Origin of the sequence: Mycobacteroides franklinii, assembly GCF_002013895.1 — a bacterium.
GTDB lineage: Bacteria > Actinomycetota > Actinomycetes > Mycobacteriales > Mycobacteriaceae > Mycobacterium > Mycobacterium franklinii.
Map to the genome: position 1 here is coordinate 252,497 of NZ_MAFQ01000003.1, position 26,478 is coordinate 278,974.

Sequence of the window (26,478 nt, forward strand, 5' to 3'; positions counted from 1 at the left end):
CCAACATACTGGGAAGGTGCAGACCTCAGCGGACCTGGTCGTCATCGGTGCCGGCCCAGCCGGATCAGCGGCCGCGGCATGGGCGGCCCGCTCCGGCCGTGAAGTGGTCCTGGTCGATTCGGCGGTGTTCCCCCGAGACAAGACCTGCGGCGACGGACTGACCCCGCGCGCCGTCGAACAGCTCGAGTTGTTGGGCTTGCGTACATGGCTCGACGAGCACATCCGATACCGAGGCCTGCGCCTGCACGGCTTCGGCGGCAATCTCGAAGTACCCTGGCCCGGGCCGTCTTTCGGGGGCACCGGCAGTGCGGTACGCCGCACCGAACTGGACGACAAGATCCGGCAGGTGGCCGTCGACTCCGGCGCCAAGATGGCCGAGTCCACCAAGGCTGTTGACGTGGAACGCGACGCTGCGGGCCGAGTGACCTCGGTGCGAGTGCTCGACGACAGCGGGCCGGGAGAGATCGCGTGCAAGGCCGTCATCGTCGCCGACGGGGTGCGCTCCACCCTCGGGAAAGTCCTTGGACGTGAGTGGCACAAGGACACCGTGTATGCCGTCGCCGGGCGCGCGTACATCGAGTCGGCGCGTGGCGACGACGAATGGATGACCTCGCATCTGGAGCTGCGCTCGCCCGAGGGCGACGTGCTGCCCGGATACGGCTGGATCTTCCCGCTGGGCGGCGGACAGATCAATATCGGCGTCGGCGCACTCGCCACCTCGAAACGCCCCGCCGACGCGGCGTTGCGTCCGCTCATCGAGTACTACACCGAGCTGCGACGCGAGGATTTCGGCCTCAGCGGGCGGCTGCAATCGATAGCGTCGGCGCTGCTGCCGATGGGTGGCGCGGTCTCCGGCGTGGCCGGTCCCAACTGGATGCTCATCGGCGACGCCGCGGCGTGTGTCAATCCACTCAACGGTGAGGGCATCGACTATGGGCTCGAGACCGGTCACCTGGCGGCCGAAGTGCTCGATGCCGACGATTACTCGCTGCTGTGGCCCGAGCTGCTGCGGGATCGGTACGGCCGGTCATTCTCGATCGCGCGGCGGCTCGCTTCGCTGCTCACCTTGCCGCGCTTCCTGCCCGTCATGGGGCCGGTCGGCATGCGTTCGGCGGTACTGATGCGGATTGCCGTGCGCCTCATGGGGAATCTTGTGACCGACGAGGATCACGATGTGATCGCGCGTGCCTGGCGAGTTGCCGGTGCCGGTTCACGGCATCTCGATTCCCGCCCGCCCTTTTCCTAACCGCGAGCAGACATGTCGTGCACAGAAGTCCCAGGACAGACGTGCAATAAGCGTCTGCTGGCCGGGAGGCGTCAGAGCGTGGCGACGTGCAGCGCGACGATGCCGCCAGTCAGGTTGCGCCACCGCACATTCGACCACCCGGCCGAGAGGATCTGCTGGGCCAGCGCCTGCTGGTCGGGCCACGCCCGGATCGATTCGGCCAGGTACACATAGGCATCCGGATTGCTACTGACGGCGCGTGCGACTTCGGGCAGAGTCTTCATCAGATACTCCATGTACAGCGTGCGGAACGGCCGGTTGACCGGTGTCGAGAACTCGCATACTGCAAGGCGGCCACCGGGTTTGGTGACGCGAGCCATCTCACGCAATCCTTCGACGTGATCGACGACATTGCGCAGCCCGAAGCTGATGGTCACCGCGTCAAACGAATGATCCGCGAACGGCAACCGCGTCGCATCTCCGGCGACCTTCGGTACGTTGCGACGGGCTCCCGCCTTGAGCATGCCGACCGAGAAGTCCGCCGCCACGCACCACGCGCCCGACTGGGTGAGCTCCGCCGTCGAGACTGCTGTGCCCGCGGCGATGTCGAGGACCTTGTCTCCGGGCTTCAGCTTCAGCGCCGCCCGAGTGGCGCGGCGCCACGAACGGTCCTGCCCGAAAGAGAGCACGGTATTGGTGATGTCGTATCGCTTGGCCACCGCGTCGAACATGGACGCGACCTCGTGCGGGTCCTTTTCCAGGGTGGCGCGGTTCATACCGTGACGGTACAGGGCAGCCCGTTTTGCCGCCGACGCGCAGTCGGCGAGATCACCCGTGCGTCAACGTCGCGGTGTACTGGTATCGCACGTGTTGGTATCGCATTGCCCCTGTGCCCCCGGATAGCCCGGATAACAGGTGCAGGCGCGAGTGCCGTTGTGGCTCTGGCGCGCACGCTTGGCCTCATACAGGCTGAAATCGGCTTCTCGCGAGAGCGATTCGAAGGTGAAGTCCTCGTTGTAGGTGTACTGCCAGGCCGAGCCGACGCTGATCGAAACCATGGGTTCGGCGGTTTTCAACGGTGCGTCGCAGATTCGCCCCAGCACGGTGTCGACGTCCTCGGAGCGGTCCAGGAAGGCCACGACCATGAACTCGTCCCCTCCGATGCGGGCGGCGATATCGCGCTGACGGATGCCGGCGGCGAGGGTATCGGCGACCCTCTTCAAGGTGGAGTCGCCGACATCATGGCCGCAGGCATCATTGACTTCCTTGAAATGATCGATGTCCACGACGAACACCGCCACCACCGCGGGTCGCGGTTCCCTACATAGCCGGGCCCTCATGGCCGATTGCACGCCGCGGCGGTTGAGTAGGCCGGTGAGCGGATCACTATGTGCGGCAATGGCGTTTCGTCGGATAGACTTGCGCACTCCTTCAATTACGGCCTGAATGACGATGGGCAGGAACACCACGTTCGAGTACGCCGGGGCGTTGTACACGTACAGCTCGGATAGCGTGGCGGCACCGGAATGAAGGTTCCACAGCGTCAGGGCAGTGATCACGGCGGTAGCGAAGACGCAGTGCGCGGCCAGCACCCGCCACCCCAGCAGGAAAGCCGCGAAGATCCCGATCAGGGCGAGGTGATTGGTGGCGCCGAGCTGCGATGCGGGTTGAGAGCACATGCTGGCGCCGACAGCGGTCGCCGTGTCAGCCCAGAAAACGAACGCAATGGCCCAGGGCCGGCTGGGCCATGGCCGCACAATCCACGCCAGACCCACAAGCAACGCCGAACCGGCCACAATGCCATGTATGGCTCGCGGCCATAGGCCCTGCGGCCCCAGCGGATTGAACTGCACGATCACCGACAGCACGGTCATCGACATGCACAGCACCCCAATGGCGATTTTTAACCGGGCGGTGTTTCTCGTCGTCTCCAGCGCCATTGTCAGGAATCGATATGTCACCCCATGCCGACGGCCCTGACGGTCAATGTCTACGGGCCGCGATTCAATTACGAGATTGTTAGTCTCGCCCCGCTCCGAGGAGCGCCGATCCGCCACCTCCATTATTTGCCACTCAAAAGGGTCGGATTTCTTTACGAAAGACCACGGGTCTCACGAACAGAATTAAATGACCGGCCGATCCGATCAACGCGTATCACCATTGCCATGACCTATCCGCCCGGGCGGGCGGCCACAACGGTAACGCGTCAGCTCCGCTACCGTCCGGGCCTGTCGAGATATAATCCGCACGGCGACAAGCTGATTGGTCGCCACAAATTCCGTGATTCATCACTGATCCACCTCAGTAGTTGCCGTCACCAACTCACAAGGAAGGCCTTACCCCGACCGTGACGGAATCGCCCCGCACGATCAATTCGTTCGCATTCTCGTAACGGCACCGTACCATTGTGCCCATAGCCGTTACCAGTTTCCGGGATTCGCACGAGGGCGTCCGTTCGGCCGCGGCCTAACTGCCCCGCAGAATTACTCGTCCCGCCTTCGGACAAGTCCGCGGGCGTATTGAGGAAATGGTCAGGCGGTCATGATGCCGCGGCCCAACGTGGTGCCCGCCGCGGCGGCGTAGTGCTCCAGCAGCTCATCACAGATGGCGGGCCAGGTGCGCGAGAGCACTCCCCGGCGAGCGGCCGCCGAGAATCGGCTGCGCGTCGCCGGCTGCACCAGATGGTCGACCGCCATGCCCAACCGCGCCTCGAAGTCGGCAACCGGCAGCAGCATGCCATTGCGCCCCGGGACCACCAAGTCGCGCGGCCCGCCGGCATCGGGCGCGATGGACGGCACCCCGCTGGCCAGCGCTTCCTGCACCGCCTGACAGAACGTCTCATGCTCCCCGGGGTGGATGAAGACATCGAGGCTGGCGTACGCCCGGGACAGCGCCGAACCGGTTAGCTCTCCGGTGAAAACCGCTGTAGGCATCCGCTTTTCGAGCGCCTCTCGCTCCACGCCGCCGCCGACGATGACGAGTTGCAGATCGTCACGATCGGCCAGCACGGCGAGGCGCTCCACATGTTTTTCGGGCGCAAGCCGACCGACGAACCCGATGATCGGCTTACCTTCGGGCGACCAGGATCGACGCAGTTCCTCGTCACGCGCCGAGGGGGCGAAACGTTCGATGTCCACGCCGCGCGACCACCGGAACACCCTTGGGATTCCATGCGCGGCAAGGTCTTCCATAGCAGAAGAGGAGGGCGCCAACGTGCGGTCGGCACGCCCGTGCAGATGCTTGGTCCAGCGCCATGCGGCACGCGCGGCGAAACCGGCGCCGTAGCTGTCGGCGAATCCCGCCACATCGGTCTGATAGACGGCCACGACGGGGATGTCGAGGTGCTGTGCGGCGCGCAGTCCGCCGTATCCCAGCACGAACGGCGAAGCCAGGTGCACCACATCGGGCGCAAACTCACGAAGGATCCGCACCATGCGCGGCTGTGGGACTCCCAGCGGCAGCGTGCTCACCTTGGGAAACATGATCGCCGGCACGCGGTGCACCGGAAGGCCGTCGTGCTCGGTGGCGGCGGGACTCTGTCCGCGGGGGCTGTCCGGCGCGATGACGACGGCCTCGTGCCCGGTGCGGCGGAGGTGCTCCAGCACCCGCAGCACCGAATTGGACACTCCGTTGACGTTCGGCAAGAACGACTCGGCGACGATCGCGATGCGCACATCGATAGCATGTCAGTGCCAACTGGCAGTTAGGTTGCCCCCAGGCATACGTCACGCAAACTTAAGCATGAACGGGAGCAGGGCTGCGGCGCTGCATCCAGGAAAGCCCCAGCAACAACGTCCCGGCAACCGTCCACACCACCACGATGATGGAGCCCGCCGGGACGATCGACAGTGATGCGTTACGCCCTTGTACGCGAACCAAATCCGGGTTGGCCTTGTCGTATTCAACGTAGATGCGCATACCCGGGCTGAGCTCGGACGGGTAGAGAACGCCCAATTCCGGTCGGTACGTAACGCGTTCGGGCGTAACGAACTCGATGGTGGATCGCCGCGGCCCCGCACTGAGCACCTCAGCCAAGGCGACGCCCATATCCCGCTCGATGGCCTTGTCATTGCGCCAGGCCCCGGCGACCAACAGCAATGACTGCAGGGTCATCAATCCCGCCAGTACCAGCACCCCGATCCGGACTCTCTTGATGACCCGGGAGCGCCGGTTCACAGAGCAGCCCTGATCGCGGCATGCAGCTCGCGCAGGGTCGAGCGGTCGGCCTTGACCTCCAGAACCCTGATACCCCTGGCTGGTTCGTCCAGTGCGGGGCCCAGCTCCTCGACCGAGATGGATTGCGAATCCACGTGGTAGGCCCGGCACAGTGCCGTGATATCGACATCATGCGGAGTGCCGAAGATGCGTGAGGACACATCGCGGAATCGCGGGTCGCCCTGCTCCAACAGCTCGAAAATGCCACCGCCGTTGTCATTTGAGACCACAATGGTCAAGTTGTCGGGCCGCGGCTCGGTCGGGCCGATCAGCAGGCCCGAGCTGTCGTGCACGAAGGTGAGATCGCCGATCAACGCCACCGTGCGGCTTCCCTGGTGCGCCAAGGCCGCACCGATCGCCGTCGATATCGTGCCGTCGATACCGGCCACGCCCCGATTGGAGCGCACGCGAACATCTTTGGCGCCCCACGGGACAAGGGCGGCATCGCGGACCGGGTTGGAGGCGCCGAGCACCAGCTGGTCCCCGTCACGCAATGACCCGCATACCTGCGCCGCCACATGCAGACCTGTGGTGAGGGGATGCGTGCTCAGCTGTCCACGCACAGCATCGAGTGCCTTTTGGTGCGCGTGGGCGCACCGTTGCAGCCAACCGGCATCCGGGGTTCCGGACGTGATCGCCCGGGTACCGGTGGCCTGCGAGTTGCCGGACACATCGGGCCAGCGCGGTCCGGTGGTCAACGCGTACACCGGAATCCGACTGTCAGCCAGCAACGATGACACCTGCCGATGGAGCGTGGGCCGCCCCAGCATGATCACCTGCTGCGGATGCAGCAGCGCGAGCGCCAGCGAATGAACCGGGTTATCGGGTTGCGGCGCAGTCGGTTCGGCCACCGTGGGCAACATCGAAAGATTCGGGTGCGCGGCCGCGCCGTGCCCCGCTATCACGACGGTGTCGGGGGTCAGGTCGATCTCGACGGGTTCATCGAACGTCACGTCCGGGGTGTATGTCCATGGGGCGCCACCGGGACGTCCGGCGGGTACCGGGCCGCCGTCACGATCGGGCACGAGCGGTTCCCGCAGTGGGATATCGAACTGCACGGGTCCGGCGTTGGCGGTGCGGGATCCCTTGGCCGCAGCCAGGACTCGACAGGTCGCCGAACGCCAGTGCGGATTCTGCGCCTCGATCTTCTCCGAGCCCTCTTCCGCCAGACCCAGGCTGATGGCAGCGCGAACCTGGGTGCCGAAGTAGCCCAGCTGCTCCATGGTCTGATTGGCGCCGGTGCCCAGCAGTTCGTAGGGGCGATTGGCGGACAGCACGATCAGGGGCACCCGGGCATAGTTGGCCTCCACCACCGCCGGGCCGAGGTTGGCTACCGCCGTCCCGGACGTCATCGCCACGGGAACCGGGGAGCGGCTGGCGGCGGCAAGCCCGACGGCCAGGAAGCCGGCGGTGCGCTCGTCGATGCGCACATGCAGCCGCAACCGGCCGGCCTTATCGGCATCGTGCAGCGCGAAGGCCAGCGGGGCGTTGCGTGAACCGGGGCACAGCACCACCTCGCGGACGCCGCCGCGGATGAGCTCGTCGACGACGGCATGGGCCTGTGCGGTCGACGGGTTCATGCCTTCAGGGTGTCATACCGTGCGAGCGGTGCTCGCAAAGAACTCCAGGATCACGCGGTTGACCTCGTCGGGTTGCTCGATGAAGCCCAGATGCCCGGCATCGGCGATCTCTACATACTTTCCGCCGGGAATCGCGTCGGCCACCTCTTTACCAAGGTAGGGCGGCAGGGTCATATCGTCGGTGAACCCGATGACCAACGACGGGACGCTGATATCCGCATAGGCACCGGGCCGGTCGGGGGCGGGTATGGCGCTGCGCTGATGGTCGATGCCGCCCGAGGTCGGCTCCGGCCACAGCGTGAACATGTCGATCCAGTCCTTGATGGCCGCATCGTTGTTCAGGGTCTTCGGCGAGAAGTTCAGCAGCAGGCGCATCGCCGCCTGGTACGCCGCCGGTACCTCGACCCCTGACGCGGACAACTCGAGCTCGGCCTTGCGGAAGAACGACCGCGTGGAATCCTCACGGCCGCGGGTCCCCATGAATACGGCTGCGGTCACCAGATCGGGGCGGGTGAGCGCGAGCTCCTGGGCGATGAGAGCGCCCATGGAGAATCCCACCAGCCGGGCCGGGGCGGCACCGAGATCTTCGATGAGCGCCGCGGTGTCGGCCACCATGTCCTGCAGTGTGAAGCCATCGGCCGACTCGGTGGTCGGAGGTATCCCCCGGTTGTTGAACGTGATGGTGCGATACCCGGCAGCACGGAAGGCCGGCACCTGATGCAGGTGCCAGCTGCGCCCCGCGCCACCACGCCCGGAGATGAAGACGACAGGATCGCCCGAGGCGCCGAGCGCCAGGGGTCCACGGTCGTCGTAGCTGATCTGGATGCCGTTGATGTTCGCGAGAGGCACGTTGACTGAACCTACCGGTTCAGCAGCGCGTAGCAGTCGGCCACTCGGTGCTGCCACCAATCGCGCCGGTCAGCGGGCGCGGCGAGCGTGGCCAGCCGAGCCGGGTCGGGGGTGAACGATGCCACCGCGAGGTGACCGTCCACCACAGGCGGCATATCCGCTACATCGTCCAAGAAGAATCCTCCGGTGCCCAATCCGCAGGCATGTTCCAGCACCGGGAGCGCCGCCGCTGCGCGCAGGCCGATTCCGATGCCTACCGCGCTGTCCAGCGCGCTGGAGATCACCACGGGCATGCCGATGCGCTCGGCGATCTCCAGCAGCGCGGCCACACCACCGAGGGGCGCCACCTTGAGCACGGCGATATCGGCCGCCTGCGCCTGCGCGACACGTAGCGGATCACTTGCGCGCCTGATGCTTTCGTCGGCGGCAATCGGCACGCCCGGGAGACGGCGGCGCAGTTCTGCGAGTTCCTCCACGGTGGCACACGGCTGCTCGGCGTACTCGAGCGCGCCGTCGCGAGTCAGCGCGGTCAGCGCGTGGACTGCCTGCGCAAGGGTCCAGCCGCCGTTGGCGTCGACGCGCACGGTGCGAATCTGCGCGCGGACCGCTTGGACCCGCGCAATGTCCTCATCGAGTGTCTGTCCGGGCTCTGCCACCTTGATCTTGGCGGTCTGGGCGCCCGGGAATCGGGCCAGCACCTCGGGCACGTCTGCGGCGGCGACCGCGGGCACCGTCGCGTTGACCGGGATTAGGCTGCGGCGCGCTGCGGGAAGCCCGCGGTACCCGGCCTCGATGGCCGCGGCCAGCCAGGCGGAGGCCTCGGGGGCCTGGTACTCGGGGAAGGCGCCGAACTCACCCCAGCCCGCCGGCCCGTCGATCAGCGTGACTTCACGGGTGGTGATGCCGCGAAATCGCACCCGCATGGGTAGCGCGACGACATGCAACCGGTCGAGCACATCGTCCAACCCGGGCAGCTCCACGCCTGCGATCGTCGCACGCTGGTCAGCGGATCCACCGGGCCGCCCTGAAAGTGACTTTCGGTTCTAGGCGGCCTTGCGGCCGGATGCCAGTCTGCCCACGGCGATGTACGCGATATGCGAAGGGAGAGGACATGGCAACGGTTCACGGTGTCGCGGGATTTCAATCGGGTTGCCGGTGCGGCGGCTGCTCCTCGGCGGAGTCACGGCGGCTGCAGCGGATCGGCGAAGCGGAACGGGAACGCTGGGAACCCATCAACCAACGTGCCACCCGGCGCTCTCAGCGTTACTTCGCCGATGCTTCGGATCATCCGCTGAACTGGCAGAAGCCTTGGACCAAAGAGGAAATCAACACGGTGCTCGACGCGTCGTCGACCGCCGCGCAGGTCGCGACACGGCTGGGCCGTTCGGTCGGAGCCGTTCACGCGGCGCGCAGACGATTCCGCCCTCGGCCACGCCGCAACTAGCCCGCCAGGGAAGCCACGCTGCATACCGCACTTCGGCTGGGCCACAACTTTATTAGCACCGAACATCTCCTGCTGGCCATCCTGTCGGGCCACACCGGCACCTCGCGAAAGCTCTCCGAACTGGGCCTCAACGCCGTCGTGGCGAGGAGCAGGTGACTCGCCTGCTCCTCGGCGAAACCCTGTAGGGCAAGACCCCTGACCACGGCGGACATCCAAGTCCCGTGAGCCAAAGGGCGATCACCGCGGTTGCACATGCCGCGGTGCCATCTTCGCGCACCTTGCCAGCACTTGGTATACAACGTAAACTAGAGTGGGTGATCGGGCGCGTGCGTGCCGTAAGAACTTCGCATCAGCGGCAAGAACTGCCTGGCGATGGTGGCGCCCGTCGATCTTCCTCGGCGGGCGCCGCCGCATGGCGCCCGATCCAAATAAGGCATCCGCACAATCGCGTTGGAGGTTTTCATGTTGGTTCGGCGCATTGCCCGCCCGCTGCTCGGCTCGTATTTCATCACCGCAGGTTTAAGTGGTTGGCGTGAGGCGGCGACACCTGCCGCCGAACCCGTGGTGTCCGGAGTCCGGAACGTGTTGCCCGAGCGAGCCACTCGATATCTGCCGGATGACCCGCAGGTGTACGCGCGCGCCAACAAGGCACTGCAGTTGATTGGCGGGTTGGCGTTGGCCAGTGGAAAACTGCCGCGGATCTCCGCACTGGTACTCGCGGGCACGCTCGTGCCAACCACATTGGCCGAGAACCGTTTCTGGCAGGAGTCCGATCCCGCGGCGCGTGCGCAACAACGAACTCATTTCTGGAAGAACACGTCCATACTGGGTGGTCTGATCATCGCGGGAATAGACACCGAGGGGCGTCCGGGACTGTCATGGCGCGCCCGGCGGGCCACCCGCCAGGCGGCCGAAGTGGTGGCCTCGGTCATTCCTACAACCAACCACCCGACACAGTCACTTACCGACAGAATGAATGAACTTGGCGATGCCACAAGGTCGTTGGCCGAGAGAGCGGGCGAACGCTGGGATGAGGTGTCCGAGACCATAGGCGATGGAACCTCCACGCTGAGTGAGATCGCCCGCCACAATGCGCCCAAATTGGCGGATTTCGCTCGCGACAAGGGCAACCAGCTCGCGAAGGTCGCGCAAGAGCAGGGCAGCACGCTTGCCGACGTCGCATCGCGGGGTGGCCGCAAGATCGCCGACCATGCCACACACCTGCGATCAGAACTGACAGACACCACGACGCGCAGCTAGTTCCGCCAGACGAGCCCTGATCCATACGCGGCGCCAAACCCCTGGCCAAACGACACCCCGCAGGCGTAGCGTGATGTCATGTCAATTGACATCAAACCCGTTCCCAAATGGCTCAAATACTTCAACAAGGTCGTCATCGGTGGACACAAGGTAGGGCTCAAATTGCCGATGGTGGTCCTGACCGTCCCGGGCGCCAAGTCCGGCAAGCCGCGTTCGACTCCCATCACCCCGTTCACGCTCGACGGGCAGCGCTATGCCGTCGGCGGAGTTCCGGGATCGGCCTGGATCACCAACGCGCGTAAAGCCAAAGCGGGCACCCTGACCCAGGGACGGCACACCGAGCAGGTGCGCATCGTCGAGCTTTCCGCCGAGGACTCACGCCCGGTGCTCCGCGCGTTTCCGATCGAGGTGCCCACCGGTGTCGGCTTCATCAGAAACGCCGGGCTGGTCAAGGAGGGCACTCCGGACGAGTTCGAGGCCCTCGCCGGGATCGCCGCCGTATTCCGGTTCGATCCGGTGGAGGGCTAGATACCCGCGCGCCACACGCACTGATCGTCGACGCCAACGCCCGGATGAAGAATCCGGGATTGATTGCCTCCGCCGCGCTTTGCCTCGTACATCGCGCGGTCGGCACACGCGGTCAGCGCATCGATCGCCTCCTGCGATGTCGCCAAGGCCACACTCGCCACCGGCTGAGCCGCGACCCCGACACTCGCGGTCACGGCGATACCCGCGGGCATGGAGGCCGTCACCGCTTCCTTGAGGCGAGTGGCGAATTCGGCGACAGACCCCGCCGGGCAGATTGTCACCACCAGAAACTCCTCACCACCCGAGCGGCCCACCAAGTTGCCCTGAGCCGTCTCGGCAGTCAGCGCACCGGCCAGGCCGACGAGCACCCGATCCCCCGTACCGTGGCCGTAGCGGTCGTTGATCGATTTGAAGCGATCGATATCGACAATGGCGACCGCGATCACCCGATCACCCTCCAAGATGCGGTCACCGGTAAGCCCATTGTGCAGGCGCTGCCACTCACCGTAGATACCGCGTCGGTTGAGCAATCCGGTGAGCGGGTCCCGCTGCGCGGCAAGTGCATCCAGACGCACCACCGCGATCCCGAACTGGATGACCGCGGGTATCAGCACCACGACCAGCAGCATGCTCGTCATCTTCACCACCGCGGTCATCGCCGCACCGACAGTGCCCGCGGCCAACAGGCGGGATGACAGTGCCAAGATCATCGGTGCACACCAGGCGACATGCGCCACCAACAACCGGTTCCCCAAGAAGAAGCTGACATACGCACCGACCGGCGTGAACAGCACCGTCCCCACCAGGCCTGCCAGTGGATCGGAATCCTGCCAACACGCGATCGCGATGCCAACGTCCGCAAAGACCACGAACCCCACCGCTTCACGCAGGGAAGGCCACGGCCCGACTACCCAGCGCACTGCCCAACCCAGCGCACCAAGGGCGCACACACCGACGATGATGCGTCCGGAGGTGCTACGGGGCCCGGTGTCGCTGAACTGCACGGCGACACAGATCGCAGCAAAGATCAACGCATACCCGCCGATCAGGTTGCGGACAGTCCGGTCGAGCTTGCGCGCGTGCAAGAACGCCCGGAGCCAGCCCGTCGGAACCGGTTCGGTCCACCATTGGCGCAGGAAGCCCATCCACGCGGTGGAGCGGATGTACGAAACGATCACGACGTCGCATTGTCCGGATTGGCGGTCGGCGGATTTCGCCTGGGTACCATCCGCACCTTCGGCAATGGCGGCGCGGGCAGACGAGGCACCGCGCCCCAGTAACCCTCCACGCGGCCAAAGCGCTCGGATTCTGACTGCCATTCCTCGCGGAATCCCGCGATCTCATCGTGATCACGGCCGACGAAATTCCACCACATCACGATCTGTTCGCCGAACGGCTTGCCGCCCAACAGAATCGCTCGTGCCGTGTCATCCGTCGGGTTGGTTACGGTCAGTTGCTCCACCCCCGTGCCCACGTAACCCAGCTCACCGCGCGACAGCCGGGTTCCGGAAAACTCGATGGTCTCGGTGTCCACCAGTAGGCCGTGCTCGAACCCCGGATCGACATCGAATCGCGCCGTGCTGCGCGGCTCCAGCAGCAGCTCCGCACCGAGAAGCGCAGTGGCGGTACGCACCGGTGACACCTGACCTGCCAACGCTCCCAGAAAAACCCGCACACTAACCCCACCGGCCACCACTGCCTCGGGGGCGTAATGCTGGAAATCTCTTGCCGCATCCCGAGATTCATTGGGCAGCGCGACCCACAGTTGCACACCGTGCAGCGTGGTGGTCTCTGATGTCGACACCTCCGAGTGACAGATCCCGCGACCACCCGTCATCAGATTGAGCTCGCCCGGGCGCACCACGGCATGTACACCATTGCTATCGCGATGCTCGATCTCGCCGGTGAACAGCCAACTCACCGTCTGTAGCCCGGTATGCGGATGAGGCGCGACATCCATACCGCCGGTCTGCGTGATGTCATCGGGCCCATAGTGATCGGCAAAGCACCAGGCGCCGATCAGCGAGCGCTGAGCCTGAGGCAGAGTCCGCAGCACCGTCATCGCGCGCGGTCCGCCGAGTGGAACCTCTCGGGCAGTGAGTATTTCAACCACCGGCCGGCCGGCCCCATCCAGCGGACACGGGCCACCCTCGCACCGGGTTTCCGTCGGCGTGGTCTCGGTATTGCTCATGTCACCATCATCGGCCGAATTCACCATACGTGCGGCATAGTGGGTCACCATGGACGAACCCGACGCCACGGTCGCCGACGCCCCCGACAATCGTCGATTCGAGATAACGGCAGACGGTGAGCTCGCGGGATTCACCGAATACCTGGATACCGCATTGGACGGCGCCGAGGTGCGGATCTTCTTTCACACCGAGATCGACGAGAAATTCGGTGGTCGCGGCCTCGCCGGGACGCTGGTGCAGTCCGCACTGACCTCCACCCGGTCCACGGGGCGCAGGATCGTGCCGGTCTGCCCCTACGTGAGGAAGTTCGTCGGCAAGCACCACGAGTTCGACGACATCCTCAGCCCCGTCACCCGGGAGGCGCTGGCGGCGGTCGAGGCACGTCAGGAATGAGCGAACATCGCGTCTACATCGACAAACAAACTCCCTCCGTCTATCAGGGACTGAGCAAGGCCGCCGCCGAGCTCCGCACGCGCGCCGCCGAGGCCGGGCTCGCGCGAACGACATTGGAATTGGTCAACATTCGGGTGTCGCAGCTCAACCGCTGCCTGTTTTGCCTTGACCTGCACACCCGGATCGCGCTGGAAGAAGGGGAGTCCACGCAGCGGATCGCCGTACTACCGGTGTGGCAGGAGGCCGAGTTGTTCAGCGATGTGGAGCGCGCGGCGCTGACGATCGCCGAAGCCGTGACGGAAGTCACCGACCAGCACCTCAGTGACGAGCAGTACGCCGCCGTGCGCGAGCACCTGTCCGACGATCAGGTGTCGGCGCTGGTGTGGTCGGCGATCATGATCAACACCTTCAACCGGATCTCGATTCTGAGCCGCCACCCGATCAAGCGGCGCTGACAACCGGTCACGGGGCGGGAATACAGCCACCCCACCATGGGTTAGATTTCTTAAGCCAGGGTAATGATCTGGCCACTGACATATCTCATGGGGAAGGTATTCAACGATGGCTCAGGTGCATGCCACACATTTCCGTAGGACAGTGCGTTCGGTAGTGGTGGCGGCCGCACTTGCTACCGCACTGTCCGGGTGCACCGTCTACCAGACCCTGACCAAACCCACCGAAGTTCCCCAGACCACCACGGCCCCCACCGTCAGCGATCAAGAACAGATCCGTCAGGTGACGGCCCAGATGGGCAAGGCCCTCGGCAGCCTGGACCTGGACGCCGGCAACGCGCTGACGTGCCCCCGGTACCAGGTGTCCAGCCGCACCGCCGACTCCAAGCTCGTCCCCTCGATCAATTCCTGGCGTGGCGCCGAGCAGGCGCTCATGTACGGCGACACCTCAACGCTGTCCAGCGATGTGGCACAACACTTCCCCAGCGCAGGAAGCAGTGAACGCGCCACGCTGGTGCGGGCGATCGTCAGCCGTGACGAGTTCGCCTACTCGACCACCGTGCTGCAGGTCATCCGCGAATCCACCACGGTGGAGAAGTTTGCGATCGACAACATCAAGATTGTCGGCGACAGCGCCACCGGGGACATCACCGCGACCTACAGCTTCGGCGGCGCCGGCACCCAAACCCAAACCAAGCCGAATCAGTTCCGCAAGGAAGGCGGCAAGTGGGCGTGGTGCCAACAGCCGCCTCCGGGTCTCTTCACCCAGTGGACGACGTCGTCGGCAGCACAGGCCTCGGCCTAGTCGTTCACGGGTGGCGTCGGCCGACCGCCGACAAGGCGGCCTCTAGAGTCGGAGCCATGACCCAAGAGCACGGGCAGACCGCCAATCCCTTCGACCCGACGCGCTGGCAGCCGGTGCCAGGGTTCGACGACCTGACGGACATCACCTATCACCGGCACGTCGAGCCCGGCTCCGGAGAAGGCGTCAAAAAAGGCACCGTGCGGATCGCGTTCGATCGGCCCGAGGTGCGCAACGCGTTCCGGCCACACACCGTCGACGAGCTGTATCGCACGCTGGATCACGCACGGATGACCTCCGATGTGGGAGCGGTGCTACTCACCGGGAACGGCCCGAGCCCCAAGGACGGCGGCTGGGCCTTCTGTTCCGGCGGCGATCAGCGCATCAGGGGACGCACCGGATATCAGTACGCCGGCGGCGAAACCGCCGAGACCGTAGACCCTGGACGTGCGGGCCGTCTACACATCCTGGAAGTGCAGCGCCTCATCCGTTTCATGCCAAAGGTGGTGATTGCCTTGGTGAATGGCTGGGCCGCCGGTGGCGGACACAGCCTGCACGTGGTGTGTGACCTGACACTGGCCAGCCGCGAACACGCGCGCTTCAAGCAGACCGACGCCGATGTGGGCAGCTTCGATGGCGGATATGGCAGCGCGTATCTGGCCAAGATGGTCGGGCAGAAATTTGCCCGCGAGATCTTCTTCCTGGGTCGGCCGTACACCGCCGAACAGATGCACCACATGGGTGCCGTCAACGAGGTCGTCGACCACGCGGAGCTAGAGAACGTCGCGCTTGAGTGGGCGGACGCCATCAACGGAAAGTCACCGCAGGCGCAACGCATGCTGAAATACGCCTTCAACCTCGCCGACGACGGACTGGTGGGACAGCAGCTATTCGCCGGTGAGGCAACACGATTGGCCTACATGACCGATGAGGCCGTCGAGGGCCGCGACTCGTTCCTGGAGAAGCGCGAGCCGGACTGGTCGCCCTACCCCTGGCATTACTAAGGGGCTGTTCCTCCTCCGTCGTCGAGATCGACGTTTTGCAGACGCACACGCGCACTTTCGCTGCAAAACGTCGATCTCGGCGGACGGGGTGCGCCCGAACTAGGCGCGATCCATCCAGAAGTCGAGTTCGAGGTCCTCTTCGGCGCACTGACGGTATTTCGAGAAGTCGGTGACGCCCGCTTCTCGGAGCACCTCGTCGTCGACGAAGCTGTTTCCGGTGACCTCACGGCTGGGCTTGATCAGGATCTCGTATGCGGCATCGGCCATGATCTCCGCAGAGCGACAACGCGCAACCAGTTCTGCACCGAGGATGTTTCGGATGGCGGCGGTGTCGATCGTGGTGCGCGGCCACAGCGAGTTCGACGCGATGCCGTACTCGCGCAGTTCGGCGGCCAAACCGATGGCCACCAGACTCATGGAGAACTTGGAGATCGTGTACGCGGTGGTGGTCTGGCTGAACCACTTGGGATCCAGGGTGATCGGCGGCGACAGCGTCAGAATGTGCGGATTGTCGGCCTCCTTGAGTGCCCCGATCGCCGACTTGGACAGCGAGAACGCGCCCCGCGCATTGATGTCCTGCATCAGGTCGTAGGCCTTCATCGAAATCGACTCCGAGGGAGCAAGATTCAGCGCACTGGCATTGTTGACCACAATGTCGATCCCACCGAACTTCTCGACCGTCTGCGCTACCGCCGACACGACGACCTCGTCGTCACGGACGTCTCCGAGCAGGGGCAGCGCGTGACCACCGGCCGCCTCGATCTCCTCGGCGGCGGTGTAGATGGTGCCGGGAAGCTTGGGATGCGGTTCCGCGGTCTTGGCCATGATCGCCACGTTGGCGCCGTCCCGAGCCGCGCGCAGCGCGATGGCCAGCCCGATACCTCGGCTGCCTCCCGACATGATGATGGTCTTACCCGCCAGCGATCCCATAAGCCACGTCCTTGTCGTCATAGGGTTGAGTGAGGCCAGCGTAGGACACCGCCAGCGCGTAAAACCGGGCGAGATCAATGTCACCGGGACCCAGCATTTCGCACGCAACGGAAGAGGAATACAGTTCTTACTCGTGAGTAAGAACTCGGTCAGCAGTCGCGTCAGCACAGCCATCGCGCGCGCGGCCATGCAGCCATATCCCAGCCCCTCACTCCTTCGGGCCAAGTTCGATCCCAACTACGGGGTCCCCCTCAAGGGCAAGCGCGTGCTCATCACCGGCGCCTCCTCCGGCATCGGCGAGGAAGCCGCCTACCGTTTCGGCAAGCTCGGCGCCAAGGTCATCGTCGTCGCCCGCCGCGAGGACCTGCTGGCCGAGGTCGCGGCCCGCATCACCGCCGACGGCGGCGAGGCCGACGCCATCACCTGCGACCTGTCCGACCTGGATGCCATCGACAAGCTCGTCGAGACCGTGACCGAACGCCACGGCGGCGTCGACGTCCTGATCAACAACGCCGGGCGTTCCATTCGGCGCGCCACCCACGAATCCCTGGACCGCTGGCATGACGCCGAGCGCACCATGCAGCTCAACTACTTCTCACCGCTGCGGTTGATCCGCGGGTTCGCCCCCGGCATGGTCGAGCGGCGCAGCGGGCACATCATCAACGTGGCCACCTGGGGTGTGCTGAACGATGTGGTGCCCAAGTTCGCCGTCTACAACGCGTCCAAGGCGGCGCTGTCGACGGTCAGCCGAATCGTCGACGCCGAGTACGGCAAGTACAACGTGCACACCAGCACCCTCTACTTCCCCCTGGTACGCACCCCGATGATCGCGCCCACCGACGCGTTCACCGACGCGCCGGCGCTGACCTCTGCCGAGGCGGCCGACTGGATGGTGCTGGCCGCGCGCGTGCGGCCAGCCCGAATCGCCCCGCGTTTCTCGGTGCTGGCCGCAACGGTGAACGCGGTGGCACCCGAGCTGGTGACCCGCATGGCGCGATCAGGGCCCGAAACCCTGGGCTAATACTGCCCACCGTGATAGACACGGCACATGGAGATATTGTCCAGCCGAATACTGTTGCGGCCTAAGGACTATGACGCGACGTTGGCGTTCTATCGCGAGACGTTGGGGCTGGCCGTCGCACGTGATTACGGGGCAGGCATGGTGTTCTTCGCCGGTCAGTCCCTCATCGAGATCGCCGGGCATGGTCGCCCAGACGGTCCGCCGACGGCGTTTCCGGGCGCGCTCTGGCTCCAGGTCCGCGACGTCTATGCGACGCAGGCCGACCTCGAAAGCCGTGGGGCCGCAATAGCCCGTGCCGCACAAGAGGAACCGTGGGGCCTACATGAGATGCATGTCGCAGCGCCCGACGGTGTCACGCTGATCTTCGTGCAGATCCCGGCCGACCACCCACTACGCAAAGACACCCGGCGGTAGCTCCCGCCGGGTGTCTTTGAGGGTCTCGGTTACTTCTTGAGGAACGGGAAGAAGTCGAAGCCGGTGTGGTGGATGATCGTCGTCCGGGTGATCCACAGCAGCGCGATGACGATAACCGCGCCGACCAGAGTGAACAACGCCAGCCCCAGGAACTTCACGGCCGGGTTGGGGGCGACAACGGTGCCGTCGTCGTTGGCGCCACCGGCACCCGACGAGTAGGCGACCAGGCCCGCGGCGAAGACCGCCGGCAGACCCGCACCGAGAATCAACCCAACCGCGAGCACCTTGCCGAGGGCTTCCAAGTAGTTCATCGAAGATTCCTTACTGTCCGTGGAGGTCTGATTCGCGGGGTTCGGTTAGACCGAAGCCGTGTCGTTGGCCGAGTCCTTCTTCGAAGCATCCTTGTCCGAGACCTCGGCGGACGCTCCGACCTCGGCCTCACGATCGCCAGCGGGCACCACCGAGTTGGTGGAGTCGTCCCAATCGGCGTTGACGTTGCTGGAGTCGACCTTCTCCTGCTGAGCGCGCCACCACATGTAACCGGAGAGCACCACCAGCAGGGCGAAGATGATCAGGTCGCCGACCATCGGGGTGGTGAGGTTGCCGATGAGATGCGACAACCAGTAGGACAGTGCGCCGACGATGCCTGCGGCGGGCAGCGTGACCAGCCAGGCCAGCACCATGCGGCCGGCCACGGCCCAGCGCACCTCGGCACCCGGCTTACCAACGCCGGTACCGAGAATCGAGCCGGTCGCGACGTGGGTGGTGGACAGTGCCATACCGGCGGCGCTCGAACTCAGGATGATCGCGGCCGAGGACGCTTCGGCAGCAAGACCCTGCGGGGACTCGATCTCGACAAGACCCTTGCCCAGTGTGCGGATGACCCGCCATCCACCGAGGTAGGTGCCCAGGCCGATGGCGAGCGCACAGCTGGCGATGATCCAGAACGGCAGGCCCGTCTCCTTCACGTTGCCGGTCAGGTGGCCGGTGGTGATAAGCGCCAAGGCGATGACACCCATGGTCTTCTGCGCATCGTTGGTCCCGTGCGACAGAGCGACGAGGGACGCGGTCGCGATCTGGCCCCAGCGGAAGCCTTCCTCACGACGCTTCTTCACTACTTTGCGGGTAATCCGGTAGACCAACCAGGTGCCCGCGGCGGCGACGAGGCCCGCGATCAGCGGGGCGGCCACGGCGGGGATGATCACCTTCTGCAGGATGCCGTCCCACTTGACGCCCGACGTGCCGATGGCGGCAAGGGCGGCACCGATCAGGCCACCGAAGAGCGCATGCGAGGAGCTGGACGGGATACCGAACAGCCAGGTCAGCAGGTTCCACAGGATGCCGCCGATGAGGCCCGCGAAGATGATCGTCAATCCCATGGACGGGGTGATGTTGGGCAGTAGGTGCCCCGTCTTGCTGTCTTGCACCTTGATCACCGAGGTGGTCACGGTGACGGCGACTTCGACGGAGAGGAAGGCGCCGACGAGGTTCAGGACGCCGGCCAGTAGGACCGCGGTCTTGGGCTTGAGGGCGCCTGTTGCGATGGACGTGGCCATGGCGTTACCGGTGTCATGAAACCCGTTGGTGAAGTCGAAAGCCAGTGCTGTGGCAATAAGCAGCACCAGGATGATCATGGTTGCGTCCATGGCGCTAATTCTGAGGCAAAGGCCTTGACTTTGACCAGCTGATGACGGACGAAGTTTGGGCGCTGACCGGCCAGTTTGATATTTCCCGCAAGGAGTTCACATTCCGTTAACCTTCTGGGTGCGGACTGTTCGGGCTGCTTGTTAGTTTCAGCACCGAGTACCGCTAGGTTTTCCACTGGCGACAATGGGCCTCAACGGCACTACGATCGCTAGGCAGTCGACAAGATCCAGGACGGCCGCCCGTCCTTACAGGAGTTAGAGGCCGTGAACGCATTTCTGAGCAAGATCGTCACCTGGCTTCGGGCGGGCTACCCCGAAGGGGTCCCGCCACCGGACTATGTGCCGTTGTTGGCGCTCCTAGGACGCCGCTTGAGCAACGACGAGGTCAAGACCGTGGCCCGCGAACTCATGGCCCGCGGCGACTTCGACAACATCGACATCGCGGTTCTCATCACCCAGGTCACCGACGAGCTGCCCACCGGCGAGGACATCGAACGCGTCCGTGAGCGGTTGGCCAAAAAGGGCTGGCCCCTTGACGATCCGCGTGAGCCCGCGGAGCACGATGAGAATGGCTCCGGTCAGGCAACAGACCATTCCGCGTGACGCGGCTGCTGCGCGCCCTGCCCGTGCCCAGCGGGCAGAGAATGCTCGGGTTGCTGCCCCGCCTGGCTGAGCTCCTGGACGGTCGCGGCGATGCGGTCCTGCCCGTGCCCGCCGACAACGCCGATCAAGCACACCTCCTCGCCTCCGAGCTCTCCGCCGACGAGCCCATCGCCGAGGACGTCGCGATAGTGGTATCGACCTCGGGCACAACGGGAAAACCCAAGGGCGCCATGCTTACCGGCGAGGCTCTTAGCGCCAGTAGTACCGCGACACACGCACGCCTGGGCGGCACCGGTCAATGGCTATTGGCACTGCCACCCCACCACATCGCCGGAATGCAGGTGCTGCTGCGCAGCATCCAGGCCGGAACCGATCCCGTGGTGCTCGACGTATCGGCAGGCTTCTCCATCGCCGACTTTGTGCGCGCCGCTACCGAGATGACCGGGAGTCGGCGATATATCTCTTTGGTCGCAACACAATTGGTGAAAGCGCTGGACGACTCGGCAGCATCGGAGGCACTCGCCTCCTTTGACGCGGTCCTGTTGGGCGGCGGCCCCCTACCCGCCACCGTGGCCATCAAGGCCGCCCAAGCGCGTGTCCCCGTCGTGCGCACCTACGGCATGAGCGAGACCTGCGGAGGGTGCGTCTACGACGGAGTCGCCCTCAGTGGAGTCGAGGTGCGCGTCGGCCCAGAGGGGCGTATCAGTCTGGGTGGCGCCACCGTGGCAGCGGGATATCGAAACATGCCAGACCACAAATCCTTTGCCGAACCCAGGTGGTTTCATACCGATGACTTCGGCGAGCTCGAGGACGGCCGGCTCCGGGTGCTGGGACGTTTGGACGAGGCCATCAGTACCGGGGGGCTCACGGTGGTCCCACAGGTGGTGGAGGCGGTCCTTGGTGCTCATCCACTGGTGGCCGAATGCGCCGTCTTCGGCGTGCCCGACGGCCGGCTCGGCCAACGCGTCGCTGCCGCGGTGGTGCCCTCGGCGGCAGGCACCCCGACGTTGGAGGATCTCCGCGCGCATGTCACCGCGGCGCTCGACGGCACCGCGGCACCTCGTGAACTACACCTCCTCGACGAACTACCCCGGCGCGGGATCGGGAAACTGGACCGCCGCGCCCTCGTCAAACGCTTCTCTTGACCTCAAGCTCACGTGAGCCCATAGCGTGGAACGCTATGACACGCGAAGAATTTGAGCCGGGTTCCGCGCCGCTGGTTCGGGACGGGGATCGGGAGTTCGTCAGCACCGCCGCCGGGAACAACACCGGATTGGTGCTGGACTCCGAGGCGGCGGGCGGAGCGGTCAGCGTGCTCACCGTCTCGCTGCCGAAGGGCGCCAACGGCGCGGCCCCGCATTTCCACACCCGATCCGCCGAGCTGTTCTACGTGGTGTCCGGGCGACTGGAAATCCTGGCCGGCGATCGCATCGAAATCCTCGAGCAGGGTGACACCCTGCTGGTCCCGCGGCTCATGCCACATGCCTTCGGCGCCACCGGTGACAGCGATGTCGACATCTTCACGGTGCTCTCCCCCGGCGTCCAGCGCTTCGACTACTTCCGGCTGCTGGACCGAATCGTGCATGGACAGGCGGATATCAGCGAGCTGCAGGCGGCGCAGGAGACCTACGACAACCATTTCGTGGAGAGCGCGGTGTGGGCGCAAGGGCGCGGGCTATCGGCGCTGGACGCCCAGTAGTCACGCCGCCTCGGCGACCGCCTTGATCCGATTCAGGGTCTCGCGCATGCCGTTTCGATTGGTGCGCCCGCGCGCCCAGCCGAGCAACGCCCAGTAGATGCGCAGCGGCAATGTCGGTGTCAGCTCAAAGGATTCGGTGACATCGGTGCCGTCGCCGGCGGGTTCGAAGCGGTAACGCCAGGTGTTGACCGTCTTTCCATTGGGCCAGAGCACCGCGAAACCGAAGGAGCGGTCACGGTCGCACTCGACGATCCGGCACACCGTCCAGTAGACGGGCCCCTTCTGATTGCGCTTCACATGACCGCGGAACCGCACACCCACCGCCGGGCCGGTGGCCCCGTCGAGCCACTCGGCCTCGAAGGTCTCCGGACTGAACTTGCCTGTGTTGGTGATATCGCTGACCAGTCCCCAGATCTTCTCGGCGGGAGCCGCGATGTGCACCGTGACCGAATCACGCATGGCGTTACGGTACCCGCGATGAATCCTGACGCCGGGTCGGGTCTGTATCCGCATGACCCTTACCTCCCGTCTTGATCAGCGGTTCAGCGAGCCCGGCGCCGGCGCGCCCGCCTGGTGCGAGGTGTCGGCGCTGCTGGCCGCCGCCGAGCTGTACTGGATCGGCACCGTGCGCTCCGACGGCAGCCCGCATATGACCCCGCTCGTGGGCCTATGGCAGCAGGACTCGTTCGCGTTCTGCACCGGCCCCACCGAGCAGAAGGCCCGCAATCTGGAATCGAATACCGCGGTGACGATCGCCACCGGCGTGAATACCTGGAACCAGGGGCACGACGTCGTCGTCGAGGGCACCGCGGAACGTGTGGTCGACACGGCCGCACTGCAGAACCTCGCCGATGCCTATTTCGAAAAGTACGGCGAGGACTGGAAATTCAGGCCGAGCGAGGGCGGATTCGGGGAAGGTGACCAGTTCGCCATGGTGTACCGGGTGACGGCGTCAAAGGTTCTCTCCTTCACCAAAAACCCGCACGGACAGACCCGCTACACCCCTTAGGGAAGCTCGATGGGGAGCGTGACGCCCTCATGCGCGCGACAGTGCCCGCACGTCTGGACGGATTCCGTCGCGGTGACCGCGGTGCGCACCAGCTCCTTGAATCCGCCGATGTTCCGCTCGAACTCGGCGAATACGTCCACCGCCCGAACGCCCTGACCGTGCTCGACACCGGCGTCCAGATCGGTGACCAAGGCGATTGCGGCGTAGCAGATTTCGAGTTCACGGGCCAGCACTGCCTCGGGATAGCCGGTCATGTTGACCAGGGTGAAGCCCTGTGACGCATACCAACGGCTTTCCGCACGCGTCGAGAATCTCGGCCCCTGCACCACCACCATGGTGCCGCCATCGACGGCGCCCGGTTGCAGGGACACCCCGCGTAGCTCGGGGCAGTACGGGTCGGCGAACTCGACATGGATGCCGCCGCTGTCGAAGTAGGTCTGCTCGCGTCCGCTGGTGCGATCCACCAGCTGATCGGGCACCACGATGGCACCGGGTCCTAGATCGGCGGTGAGACTGCCCACCGCACAGGGCGCGAAGACCCTGCGCACACCCAGCGCCCGCAACGCCCACATGTTCGCGCGGTACGGCACGGTGTGCGGCGAGAACTCGTGACGGCTCCCGTGCCGCGGCAGAAACGCCACCTCCCGCTCCCCCACCAGCCCGATCGTGATGGGTGCGCTGGGCTGACCGTACGGCGTCGTCGGGGTGACGGTCCGCACCGGTTTGTCGAAGAACGAATAGAAACCGCTTCCACCTATCACCGCCAGCATGCCGCTATTGTCGTTTATCGTCTGAGCCCCAATCCATCTGGGGGTGAGAGAACACACTCCGCATTGAATTCGTCGTACAAATGGCCGAGATAGTTCCCGAGAGAATTCGCAGAAACCGGGGATCTCCCGAATTCGACAGATTCACACAACGGGCCTTGAAGAAACGCCCACCGCGATTACCGTGGAGTCGTGAATTCGATTGAGTATCAACTACATCGAAGGCAATTCTTGGTGATGGCGGCCGCATCCGCGGGCGCCCTCGCACTCGCGTCGTGCACCGGCCAGTCCCACGAGGAAACAGCCCCAACAAAGGAGACGAGCGGCGTGTATCAATTACCGAATCTCGACTGGGATTATTCAGCTCTCGAGCCGCATATCTCCGGCGAAATCAACCAACTGCACCACGACAAACATCACGCCGCCTACGTGAAGGGCGCCAACGAAGCCGTGGAACAGCTCGCCCAGGCGCGCGAGAAAGGCGACAACGCGGCCATCGTGCTACTCGAGAAGAACCTCGCCTTCAATCTCGGCGGGCACACGCGAACCATTCGATTTGGTGGAAGAACCTGTCGCCCGGACGGCGGCGACAAACCACAGGGTGAGCTGGCCAGTGCCCTCGATCAGCAATTCGGCGGATTCGACAAGTTCCGCGACCAGTTCTCAGCGGTGGCCAGCGCGGTGCAAGGCTCCGGCTGGGCGTGGCTGGGGTACGACACTCTGGGGAAAAGGCTGCTCACCTTCCAGATGTACGACCAGCAGTCCAACGTGCCATTCGGCACCGTTCCGCTACTGGGCCTCGATGTCTTCGAGCACGCCTATTACCTGCAGTACAAGAACGTCAAGGCCGACTACATCAAGGCATTCTGGAACGTGGTGAACTGGCCCGATGTCCAGGCACGTTTCGCGGCAGCGGTATCCAAGACACCCGGCCTGATCTTCCCCTAGCGCGCCCGGGACGCCCAGGTCGCTCCATGGCAGGATTTGCCACATGGCCAGCATCGCGCAGTGGATCGAAGGTTCTCGCCCCCGCACCTGGCCGAACGCGGTGGCACCCGTCATCGCGGGCACCGGTGCCGCGGCCGCGGCCGACTCGGCCGTCTGGTGGAAAGCGCTTCTCGCGTTGGCCGTGTCGGTCTGCATGATCATCGGGGTCAACTTCGCCAACGACTATTCGGACGGTATCCGCGGCACCGATGACGACAGAGTGGGCCCGCTGCGCCTGGTGGGCTCCCGGCTGGCGTCGCCGTCGGCGGTCAAGGCCGTCGCCATCGCCTTCCTGACGCTGGGTGCGGTAGCGGGTGTGGCGCTGGCCGTCACCACCGCATGGTGGCTGGTGGCCGTCGGGGCGGCGTGCGTCGCCGGGGCATGGTTCTACACCGGCGGCTCGAAACCTTACGGATACAGCGGTTTTGGTGAGATCGCGGTATTTGTGTTCTTTGGGCTGGTGGCGGTGCTGGGCACCGAGTACGTACAGATCTTGGCGATCAGCCCCACCGGGATTGCGCTGGCGGTGGCCATTGGCAGCTTCTCCAGTGCCGTACTCGTCGCCAACAATCTGCGCGATATCCCCACCGATCGCGAGTCGGGGAAGATCACCCTGGCCGTCCGGCTGGGCGATGCCCGCACCCGAATCCTGTTCCCGGCCCTGCTCGCGGTCCCGGTTCTGGTCAGCATCGGACTGGGCTTCAGTCACCCATGGCACCTGCTGGGGCTTGTGATGTTGCCCCTGATGGCCAAGGCCGCCCGGCCGGTGGTAACGAAAGCACAAGGGCCGGCACTGATCCCGACGCTGCGCGATACCGGACTGGCCATGCTCGGCTGGGCGATTCTCACCGCCTTGGCGCTCGCCTGGCTGAGCTAGGCGGCCTGATCGAGCAGGCCCACCACGGCGTGCCGTAGTTCGTCGGCGGGTACCCGCTCGGTGATGACGGCCAGCGCGACCGGGTCACCGCCACGCAAGATACCCAGCACCATGTGCTCGCATCCGATCCAGTTGTCCTTGTGCGCAATGGCCTCCCGCAGCGCCAGCTCCAGGCACTTCTTGGCCGATGAGTTGAACGGGATCATCCCGAACGGACGCCAGCCACGGACGCGTCCCTTGCGGCGCCCCGATTTTGCGAAAGCCTCGTCGAAGGCCTGCGGGCCAAAGACTTTCGAAACACTCTCGCGCACCTGAGACAGATCGATGCCGATCGCCTTGAGCGCCTCGGCGTCCTCCTCGTCCAACGGCGGCTGCGCGGATCCGGCGCGGAGCCGGTCACGCACACCATCTGCCGTCAGTCCGTATTCACTCAGCAGCGCGGAGAGCGGTCCGCCGGCGCTGTCCAGCACACCCACCAGGACATGCTCGGCCCCGATGCGTGATTCGTCCATCTCGCGGGCCTCTTCCTGCGAGAGCACCACCGCGACCTTCGCCGACTTCTGGAACTTCTCGAACATGGC

Annotated in this window: 30 protein-coding genes and 3 pseudogenes; 17 read left to right on the plus strand and 16 right to left on the minus strand. The window is 65.1% G+C overall.

Features of this window, described 5'->3' with window-relative positions; genetic code table 11:
- Positions 1-16 precede the first annotated feature (16 nt).
- Positions 17-1,246 carry a menaquinone reductase gene (gene menJ / locus B4393_RS05085; RefSeq protein ID WP_078333191.1) on the plus strand — a complete coding sequence of 410 codons (1,230 nt, stop codon included), beginning with the start codon at positions 17-19 and terminating at the stop codon, positions 1,244-1,246.
- A gap of 71 nt (positions 1,247-1,317) precedes the next feature.
- Here menJ and B4393_RS05090 read toward each other — a convergent pair whose 3' ends face one another.
- The 7 genes from B4393_RS05090 to B4393_RS05120 form a co-directional block, all read right to left on the minus strand.
- Entirely contained in the window at positions 1,318-2,001 is a 684-nt protein-coding gene (locus B4393_RS05090) for a demethylmenaquinone methyltransferase (protein WP_070938432.1), read from the minus strand.
- 63 nt (positions 2,002-2,064) lie between these two features.
- Positions 2,065-3,165: a GGDEF domain-containing protein gene (locus B4393_RS05095; RefSeq protein WP_413816129.1), complete on the minus strand. Its 1,101-nt coding sequence runs from the start codon at positions 3,163-3,165 to the stop codon at positions 2,065-2,067.
- Positions 3,166-3,756: 591 nt separating this feature from the next.
- The gene (locus B4393_RS05100; RefSeq protein WP_078333193.1) at positions 3,757-4,899 is read right to left on the minus strand and encodes a glycosyltransferase family 4 protein; all 1,143 of its coding nucleotides are present in this window, start codon (positions 4,897-4,899) and stop codon (positions 3,757-3,759) included.
- Positions 4,900-4,960: 61 nt separating this feature from the next.
- Positions 4,961-5,401 carry a DUF3592 domain-containing protein gene (locus B4393_RS05105; protein ID WP_109558383.1) on the minus strand — a complete coding sequence of 147 codons (441 nt, stop codon included), beginning with the start codon at positions 5,399-5,401 and terminating at the stop codon, positions 4,961-4,963.
- Positions 5,398-7,020 carry a 2-succinyl-5-enolpyruvyl-6-hydroxy-3-cyclohexene-1-carboxylic-acid synthase gene (gene menD / locus B4393_RS05110; protein ID WP_078333194.1) on the minus strand — a complete coding sequence of 541 codons (1,623 nt, stop codon included), beginning with the start codon at positions 7,018-7,020 and terminating at the stop codon, positions 5,398-5,400. Before menD ends, B4393_RS05105 begins: the two co-directional genes overlap by 4 nt.
- Before the next feature lie 12 nt (positions 7,021-7,032).
- On the minus strand, positions 7,033-7,869 hold the full coding sequence (locus B4393_RS05115) for an alpha/beta fold hydrolase (RefSeq protein ID WP_078333195.1): 837 nt from the start codon (positions 7,867-7,869) through the stop codon (positions 7,033-7,035).
- An 11-nt stretch (positions 7,870-7,880) separates the two neighbouring features.
- On the minus strand, positions 7,881-8,849 hold the full coding sequence (locus B4393_RS05120; protein WP_078333196.1) for an o-succinylbenzoate synthase: 969 nt from the start codon (positions 8,847-8,849) through the stop codon (positions 7,881-7,883).
- 131 nt (positions 8,850-8,980) lie between these two features.
- On the opposite strand from B4393_RS05120, the gene B4393_RS05125 reads away from it, so the two are divergent.
- The 4 genes and pseudogenes from B4393_RS05125 (at position 8,981) to B4393_RS05140 (ending at position 11,101) form a co-directional block, all read left to right on the plus strand.
- Entirely contained in the window at positions 8,981-9,313 is a 333-nt protein-coding gene (locus B4393_RS05125; protein ID WP_078333197.1) for a hypothetical protein, read from the plus strand.
- A gap of 3 nt (positions 9,314-9,316) precedes the next feature.
- Positions 9,317-9,498 (plus strand): annotated as a pseudogene (locus tag B4393_RS05130) (Clp protease N-terminal domain-containing protein); the annotation flags it as partial.
- Positions 9,499-9,775: 277 nt separating this feature from the next.
- Entirely contained in the window at positions 9,776-10,573 is a 798-nt protein-coding gene (locus B4393_RS05135) for a DoxX family protein (protein ID WP_078333198.1), read from the plus strand.
- A gap of 78 nt (positions 10,574-10,651) precedes the next feature.
- On the plus strand, positions 10,652-11,101 hold the full coding sequence (locus B4393_RS05140) for a nitroreductase/quinone reductase family protein (RefSeq protein WP_078333199.1): 450 nt from the start codon (positions 10,652-10,654) through the stop codon (positions 11,099-11,101).
- Here B4393_RS05140 and B4393_RS05145 read toward each other — a convergent pair.
- Both B4393_RS05145 and B4393_RS05150 read right to left on the minus strand, forming a co-directional pair.
- Positions 11,098-12,279 (minus strand): GGDEF domain-containing protein, encoded by a 1,182-nt coding sequence (locus B4393_RS05145; RefSeq protein WP_078333200.1) that lies wholly within the window; start codon positions 12,277-12,279, stop codon positions 11,098-11,100. The two genes, B4393_RS05140 and B4393_RS05145, sit on opposite strands and share 4 nt — an antisense overlap.
- On the minus strand, positions 12,276-13,292 hold the full coding sequence (locus B4393_RS05150; protein ID WP_078333345.1) for a pirin family protein: 1,017 nt from the start codon (positions 13,290-13,292) through the stop codon (positions 12,276-12,278). The genes B4393_RS05145 and B4393_RS05150 overlap by 4 nt, the downstream gene beginning before the upstream one ends.
- 49 nt (positions 13,293-13,341) lie before the next feature.
- Between B4393_RS05150 and B4393_RS05155 the strand changes: the two genes are divergently transcribed.
- From B4393_RS05155 to B4393_RS05170, 4 genes are all read left to right on the plus strand, one after another.
- Positions 13,342-13,686: a GNAT family N-acetyltransferase gene (locus B4393_RS05155; RefSeq protein ID WP_078333201.1), complete on the plus strand. Its 345-nt coding sequence runs from the start codon at positions 13,342-13,344 to the stop codon at positions 13,684-13,686.
- Positions 13,683-14,141: a carboxymuconolactone decarboxylase family protein gene (locus B4393_RS05160; protein ID WP_078333202.1), complete on the plus strand. Its 459-nt coding sequence runs from the start codon at positions 13,683-13,685 to the stop codon at positions 14,139-14,141. The genes B4393_RS05155 and B4393_RS05160 overlap by 4 nt, the downstream gene beginning before the upstream one ends.
- A 106-nt stretch (positions 14,142-14,247) precedes the next feature.
- Positions 14,248-14,943 (plus strand): hypothetical protein, encoded by a 696-nt coding sequence (locus tag B4393_RS05165; RefSeq protein WP_109558384.1) that lies wholly within the window; start codon positions 14,248-14,250, stop codon positions 14,941-14,943.
- A 56-nt stretch (positions 14,944-14,999) separates the two neighbouring features.
- Positions 15,000-15,944, plus strand: coding sequence for a 1,4-dihydroxy-2-naphthoyl-CoA synthase (locus B4393_RS05170; RefSeq protein ID WP_078333204.1), 945 nt, complete (start codon positions 15,000-15,002; stop codon positions 15,942-15,944).
- 99 nt (positions 15,945-16,043) lie between these two features.
- On the opposite strand, the gene B4393_RS05175 is transcribed toward B4393_RS05170, so the two are convergent.
- Entirely contained in the window at positions 16,044-16,874 is an 831-nt protein-coding gene (locus B4393_RS05175) for an SDR family oxidoreductase (protein ID WP_078333205.1), read from the minus strand.
- 133 nt (positions 16,875-17,007) lie between these two features.
- Between B4393_RS05175 and B4393_RS05180 the strand changes: the two genes are divergently transcribed.
- Positions 17,008-17,895, plus strand: a complete 888-nt coding sequence (locus B4393_RS05180; RefSeq protein ID WP_078333206.1) for an SDR family oxidoreductase — start codon at positions 17,008-17,010, stop codon at positions 17,893-17,895.
- 27 nt (positions 17,896-17,922) lie between these two features.
- Positions 17,923-18,309: a VOC family protein gene (locus tag B4393_RS05185; RefSeq protein WP_070938416.1), complete on the plus strand. Its 387-nt coding sequence runs from the start codon at positions 17,923-17,925 to the stop codon at positions 18,307-18,309.
- A 29-nt stretch (positions 18,310-18,338) separates the two neighbouring features.
- Here B4393_RS05185 and B4393_RS05190 read toward each other — a convergent pair whose 3' ends face one another.
- From B4393_RS05190 to B4393_RS05200, 3 genes and pseudogenes are all read right to left on the minus strand, one after another.
- Positions 18,339-18,620 carry a hypothetical protein gene (locus B4393_RS05190; RefSeq protein ID WP_078333207.1) on the minus strand — a complete coding sequence of 94 codons (282 nt, stop codon included), beginning with the start codon at positions 18,618-18,620 and terminating at the stop codon, positions 18,339-18,341.
- A 45-nt stretch (positions 18,621-18,665) separates the two neighbouring features.
- On the minus strand, positions 18,666-19,955 hold the full coding sequence (locus tag B4393_RS05195) for an inorganic phosphate transporter (protein ID WP_078333208.1): 1,290 nt from the start codon (positions 19,953-19,955) through the stop codon (positions 18,666-18,668).
- Positions 19,940-20,156 (minus strand): annotated as a pseudogene (locus B4393_RS05200) (hypothetical protein). The gene B4393_RS05195 and the pseudogene B4393_RS05200 overlap by 16 nt, the downstream one beginning before the upstream one ends.
- Before the next feature lie 63 nt (positions 20,157-20,219).
- On the opposite strand from B4393_RS05200, the gene B4393_RS05205 reads away from it, so the two are divergent.
- From B4393_RS05205 to B4393_RS05215, 3 genes are read left to right on the plus strand one after another with little or no spacing between them, the layout of a single operon-like run.
- Positions 20,220-20,558 carry a DUF3349 domain-containing protein gene (locus B4393_RS05205; protein ID WP_070938413.1) on the plus strand — a complete coding sequence of 113 codons (339 nt, stop codon included), beginning with the start codon at positions 20,220-20,222 and terminating at the stop codon, positions 20,556-20,558.
- Positions 20,555-21,703, plus strand: a complete 1,149-nt coding sequence (menE, locus tag B4393_RS05210; RefSeq protein WP_078333210.1) for an o-succinylbenzoate--CoA ligase — start codon at positions 20,555-20,557, stop codon at positions 21,701-21,703. The genes B4393_RS05205 and menE overlap by 4 nt, the downstream gene beginning before the upstream one ends.
- 35 nt (positions 21,704-21,738) lie before the next feature.
- On the plus strand, positions 21,739-22,257 hold the full coding sequence (locus tag B4393_RS05215; protein ID WP_078333211.1) for a cupin domain-containing protein: 519 nt from the start codon (positions 21,739-21,741) through the stop codon (positions 22,255-22,257).
- Here the strand turns inward: B4393_RS05215 and B4393_RS05220 are convergent, their stop codons facing one another.
- Positions 22,258-22,716 carry an SRPBCC family protein gene (locus tag B4393_RS05220; RefSeq protein WP_078333212.1) on the minus strand — a complete coding sequence of 153 codons (459 nt, stop codon included), beginning with the start codon at positions 22,714-22,716 and terminating at the stop codon, positions 22,258-22,260.
- Positions 22,717-22,768: 52 nt separating this feature from the next.
- On the opposite strand from B4393_RS05220, the gene B4393_RS05225 reads away from it, so the two are divergent.
- Positions 22,769-23,266 carry a pyridoxamine 5'-phosphate oxidase family protein gene (locus B4393_RS05225; RefSeq protein ID WP_078333213.1) on the plus strand — a complete coding sequence of 166 codons (498 nt, stop codon included), beginning with the start codon at positions 22,769-22,771 and terminating at the stop codon, positions 23,264-23,266.
- Here B4393_RS05225 and B4393_RS05230 read toward each other — a convergent pair.
- A complete protein-coding gene (locus B4393_RS05230) occupies positions 23,263-24,036 on the minus strand; it encodes an S-methyl-5'-thioadenosine phosphorylase (RefSeq protein ID WP_078333214.1) in 774 nt (257 codons plus the stop codon). The two genes, B4393_RS05225 and B4393_RS05230, sit on opposite strands and share 4 nt — an antisense overlap.
- 324 nt (positions 24,037-24,360) lie before the next feature.
- Between B4393_RS05230 and B4393_RS05235 the strand changes: the two are divergent.
- Together B4393_RS05235 and B4393_RS05240 are read left to right on the plus strand one after the other, a co-directional pair.
- Positions 24,361-24,981, plus strand: a pseudogene (locus B4393_RS05235) (superoxide dismutase).
- Positions 24,982-25,024: 43 nt separating this feature from the next.
- Entirely contained in the window at positions 25,025-25,897 is an 873-nt protein-coding gene (locus B4393_RS05240; protein WP_078333215.1) for a 1,4-dihydroxy-2-naphthoate polyprenyltransferase, read from the plus strand.
- Here the strand turns inward: B4393_RS05240 and B4393_RS05245 are convergent.
- Complete coding sequence (locus B4393_RS05245) at positions 25,894-26,475, minus strand: Clp protease N-terminal domain-containing protein (RefSeq protein WP_078333346.1); 582 nt, start codon at positions 26,473-26,475, stop codon at positions 25,894-25,896. The two genes, B4393_RS05240 and B4393_RS05245, sit on opposite strands and share 4 nt — an antisense overlap.
- Between the last annotated feature and the right edge of the window lie 3 nt (positions 26,476-26,478).

Excerpts from the sequence above, each read along its gene's own strand:
- B4393_RS05155 (WP_078333201.1), top strand. The coding sequence starts at position 13,342 with ATGGACGAACCCGACGCCACGGTCGCCGACGCCCCCGACAATCGTCGA.
- B4393_RS05225 (WP_078333213.1), top strand. The coding sequence starts at position 22,769 with ATGACCCTTACCTCCCGTCTTGATCAGCGGTTCAGCGAGCCCGGCGCC.
- B4393_RS05150 (WP_078333345.1), bottom strand. The coding sequence starts at position 13,292 with ATGAGCAATACCGAGACCACGCCGACGGAAACCCGGTGCGAGGGTGGC.
- B4393_RS05190 (WP_078333207.1), bottom strand. The coding sequence starts at position 18,620 with ATGAACTACTTGGAAGCCCTCGGCAAGGTGCTCGCGGTTGGGTTGATT.
- B4393_RS05160 (WP_078333202.1), top strand. The coding sequence starts at position 13,683 with ATGAGCGAACATCGCGTCTACATCGACAAACAAACTCCCTCCGTCTAT.
- B4393_RS05175 (WP_078333205.1), bottom strand. The coding sequence starts at position 16,874 with ATGGGATCGCTGGCGGGTAAGACCATCATCATGTCGGGAGGCAGCCGA.
- menD (WP_078333194.1), bottom strand. The coding sequence starts at position 7,020 with ATGAACCCGTCGACCGCACAGGCCCATGCCGTCGTCGACGAGCTCATC.
- B4393_RS05215 (WP_078333211.1), top strand. The coding sequence starts at position 21,739 with ATGACACGCGAAGAATTTGAGCCGGGTTCCGCGCCGCTGGTTCGGGAC.
- B4393_RS05230 (WP_078333214.1), bottom strand. The coding sequence starts at position 24,036 with ATGCTGGCGGTGATAGGTGGAAGCGGTTTCTATTCGTTCTTCGACAAA.
- B4393_RS05170 (WP_078333204.1), top strand. The coding sequence starts at position 15,000 with ATGACCCAAGAGCACGGGCAGACCGCCAATCCCTTCGACCCGACGCGC.
- B4393_RS05185 (WP_070938416.1), top strand. The coding sequence starts at position 17,923 with ATGGAGATATTGTCCAGCCGAATACTGTTGCGGCCTAAGGACTATGAC.
- B4393_RS05220 (WP_078333212.1), bottom strand. The coding sequence starts at position 22,716 with ATGCGTGATTCGGTCACGGTGCACATCGCGGCTCCCGCCGAGAAGATC.
- B4393_RS05195 (WP_078333208.1), bottom strand. The coding sequence starts at position 19,955 with ATGGACGCAACCATGATCATCCTGGTGCTGCTTATTGCCACAGCACTG.
- B4393_RS05095 (WP_413816129.1), bottom strand. The coding sequence starts at position 3,165 with ATGGCGCTGGAGACGACGAGAAACACCGCCCGGTTAAAAATCGCCATT.
- B4393_RS05125 (WP_078333197.1), top strand. The coding sequence starts at position 8,981 with ATGGCAACGGTTCACGGTGTCGCGGGATTTCAATCGGGTTGCCGGTGC.
- B4393_RS05165 (WP_109558384.1), top strand. The coding sequence starts at position 14,248 with ATGGCTCAGGTGCATGCCACACATTTCCGTAGGACAGTGCGTTCGGTA.
- B4393_RS05135 (WP_078333198.1), top strand. The coding sequence starts at position 9,776 with ATGTTGGTTCGGCGCATTGCCCGCCCGCTGCTCGGCTCGTATTTCATC.
- B4393_RS05240 (WP_078333215.1), top strand. The coding sequence starts at position 25,025 with ATGGCCAGCATCGCGCAGTGGATCGAAGGTTCTCGCCCCCGCACCTGG.
- B4393_RS05245 (WP_078333346.1), bottom strand. The coding sequence starts at position 26,475 with ATGTTCGAGAAGTTCCAGAAGTCGGCGAAGGTCGCGGTGGTGCTCTCG.
- B4393_RS05090 (WP_070938432.1), bottom strand. The coding sequence starts at position 2,001 with ATGAACCGCGCCACCCTGGAAAAGGACCCGCACGAGGTCGCGTCCATG.
- B4393_RS05140 (WP_078333199.1), top strand. The coding sequence starts at position 10,652 with ATGTCAATTGACATCAAACCCGTTCCCAAATGGCTCAAATACTTCAAC.